General features: G+C 67.6%; 3 protein-coding genes. All 3 read right to left on the bottom strand.

Annotated elements, in window-relative coordinates:
* On the bottom strand, positions 1-604 hold a 604-nt coding region (locus tag AC3XYG_RS38505), incomplete at its 3' end, for a GMC family oxidoreductase (RefSeq protein ID WP_489145194.1).
* Positions 605-613: 9 nt separating this feature from the next.
* The gene (locus AC3XYG_RS38500) at positions 614-1,831 is read right to left on the bottom strand and encodes a mandelate racemase/muconate lactonizing enzyme family protein (protein WP_489145193.1); all 1,218 of its coding nucleotides are present in this window, start codon (positions 1,829-1,831) and stop codon (positions 614-616) included.
* Complete coding sequence (locus AC3XYG_RS38495) at positions 1,828-3,123, bottom strand: MFS transporter (protein ID WP_489145192.1); 1,296 nt, start codon at positions 3,121-3,123, stop codon at positions 1,828-1,830. The genes AC3XYG_RS38500 and AC3XYG_RS38495 overlap by 4 nt, the downstream gene beginning before the upstream one ends.
* Positions 3,124-3,146: the final 23 nt, after the last annotated feature.

Here is a 3,146-nt window from a genome sequence, read left to right as displayed (position 1 = left end):
GCAGGTATTCGAAGCTGGAGGAGGATCGCCGGCCATTGTTGGTGTTGGTGTCGTAGACGCCGGCGCCTTCGATCGACTCGCCGTTGAAGTCCGCGCTGGCCGGCAGCTGTAGTTCGCGGCAGGCGGCGAGATAGGCGTCGGTCACCGGATGGGTCATGCCGCGCATCGGCGTGATATGGATCGGCCCCTGCCCGCCATGCCAGGGCGAGTCACCCTTGGCATGGGTCTCCAGCTTGCGGAACGCCGGCAGCACGTCGTCATAGCCCCAGCCGGGGTTGCCGGCCGCCGCCCAGTCGTCGAAGTCATGCTCGGCGCCGCGCACGAAGACCATGGCGTTGATCGACCCGGACCCGCCCTGCACCTTGCCGCGCGGGACGTAGATCCGGCGGCCGCCCAGCGCCGCCTCCGGCTCCGACCAATACATCCAGTTGACCCGCGGGTTGTAGTAGCTGCGGGCGTAGCCGACCGGAATGCGGAACCAGAAGGAATCGTCGCGGCCGCCGGCCTCGAGCAACAGCACGCTGTGCTTGCCGTTCTCGCTCAGCCGCGCCGCCAGGATGCAGCCGGCCGAACCGGCGCCGACGATGACGTAGTCATAGGTCATGGTCGGCTCTCAGCCCCGTGCCGGGGCGAACTGCTTCACGTCGGCCGGCTCGGACGCCATCTGCAGGTGCAGCCGGTCGCCGGTGTAGGGCGAATGCTTCGCCACCACATCCATGTTCAGCTCGACCCCCAGCCCGGGCTCGCGCGACGGGATCAGGTAGCCGTCGTCGAAGGTCAGCGGCGTCTTCAGGATCTCGCCGTGGAAGCCGCCGTAATCGAGGATCGATTCCTGGATCAGGAAGTTCGGCGAGCAGGCGCCGACCTGGATGCTGGCGGCGGCGACAACCGGGCCGCAATACACATGCGGCGCAATCTGGGCGTAGTAGGCCTCGGCCATGCTGGCGATCTTCTTGGTCTCCAGGATGCCGCCGACCCGGCCGATATCGGGCTGCAGGATCGAGGCGGCGCCCAGTTCCAGCACCCGCTGGAATTCGTACTTGGTGCACAGCCGCTCACCGGTCGAGATCGGGATCGAGGTGGCACGCGCCACCTCGGCCATTGCCGCTTCCTGGCCCGGCGGCACCGGCTCCTCGAACCACAGCGGGTCGTATTTCTCCAGCCGCTTGGCCAGCCGGATGGCCGAGGACGGCACCATCTGGCCATGGGTGCCGAACAGCAGGTCGGCGCTGCTGCCCACCGCCTCGCGCACCTTGCGGCAGAAGGTTTCGCAGCGGTCGAGCACGCCGAGCGAGATCTGGTGGCCGGAATAGGCGGTGTAGGGGCCGGCCGGGTCGAACTTCACCCCGGTGAAGCCCATTTTGACCATCTCGACCGCGCATTCGGCGGCCAGGTCCGGGTCGTTGAAGTCGAACTCGCCGGCCGCATTCTTCGGATAGAGATAGGTGTAGGCGCGCAGCTTCTCATGCACCAGCCCGCCCAGCAGGTCGTAGACCGGTCGGCCGGCCGCCTTGCCGATGATGTCCCAGCAGGCCATCTCCAGCCCCGAGACGATGCCCATCATCGTCGGGTCGGGCCGCTGGGTGAAGCCGCTGGAATAGGCCGACCGCCAGAAGCGCTCGATCCGGTGCGGATCGTGGCCCAGCAGGTGCCGTTCGAACACGTCGTCGATCAGCGGCACCATCGCCTGGGGATGGAAGGCGGTCGAGTAGATCTCGCCGACGCCCTCGATGCCGTCATCGGTCTTCAGCTGCACGAAGATCCAGTACATGCCGCCGACATGCGGCGGCGGGACGGCGACGATATGGGTCTGGAGCGATGCGATCTTCATGCTGCGGCCTTTCGCTTGAGCCGGACCATCAGCCAGGCCGTGGCCAGGGCGCCGAGGACGCAGATCCCGGCGATGTAGCCGAAATAGATCTGGTAGCCCGCGACCCCTGGATAGCGGTCGACGATGATGCCGTTGACGATGGGAAGGTACGTGTCCGGCGCGTAGCCGACGAGGGAGATGATGCCGATGGCGAGGCCGGTGATCTCCGTCGGCACGCCGCATTCATCCAGGATCGCCCAGTACAGGCCGCGGATGGCATAGGTCAGCAGCCCGGCCAGCAGCACCAGGGCGACCAGGACGGCGGTGGAGCCGATGCCCGGCAGCGCGATCATGCCGACCAGGGTGGCCGCCGCCAGCAGCAGCGACCACAGCAGCACCCGGCTGTTGGAGGTGCGATCGCCCAGGAAGCCGCCGCCGATGCCGCCGACCGGCCGCAGCCACAGCTTGACCGTGACGATGATGCCGGCCGCCGTGGCGGAGAGGCCGAAGCCGCCTTCCTGCAGGTAGCCGGAGAAGCTGTAGGTGGCGAGGAAGACGTGATAGCCGCAGAAGATGATGGCGGCGACCAGCCAGACCTCGGGGATGCGCAGCAGCGCCTTGAGGTCGGCGATGGTGTCGCGCTTCAGCCGCACTTCGCGCGGCCCGGCGGCCGAACCCCGCGACGCCAGCGCATAGGCGATGCCGACGACGAGGCAGACCACGGCATACATCAGCACCACGTCGCGGAACCCGCTGGCCAAGCCGGCGTTGCGGGTTTCGGTGGCGTAGGCGAACAGGGCGATGGCCAGGCTGGCCAGCACCGCCTCGACCAGGCCGCGGCCGCCGTCCAGCACACCGAAGAATCGGCCCTGTTCGGCATGGCCGGCGATCAGCTTCACCTGCTTCAGCGTCGCCGCCCAGAAGGTGAGACCGGTGGTGATGCCGAAGCCGCCATAGATCACCAGGAGAGCGTTGTAGCCCGGCAGGGTGGCGTACCACAGGCCGAGCAGCCCGGTGCCGACCAGGGAGAAGATGATCAGCAGGCGCGGCTGGATCCGGTCGGCCAGCCAGCCGCTGGGCAGGTAACTGACCAGGAAGCTGGTGCCCAGGATCGAATAGAGGATTCCGAGCTCGGTATTGTCGATGCCCAGCACCTCCAGCATCGTCGTCTGGTAGACCTGCCGCAGATACAGGATCGGATAGATCGCGCCGGCGGCCAGCACGATCAGCGCCAGCTGCAGGTAGCGCGACCGCGCGCTCGGCAGGGACGCGGCGGCGGCAAGCCCGGGGCTGGGTTGGACGATGGATGCCACGAGTGGCTCCTCCCGAAGGTTTC

It is taken from the genome of Inquilinus sp. (genome assembly GCF_057815775.1).
Note: the sequence above shows the minus strand (reverse complement) of the source record. Positions and strands in the feature narration are given on the sequence as shown.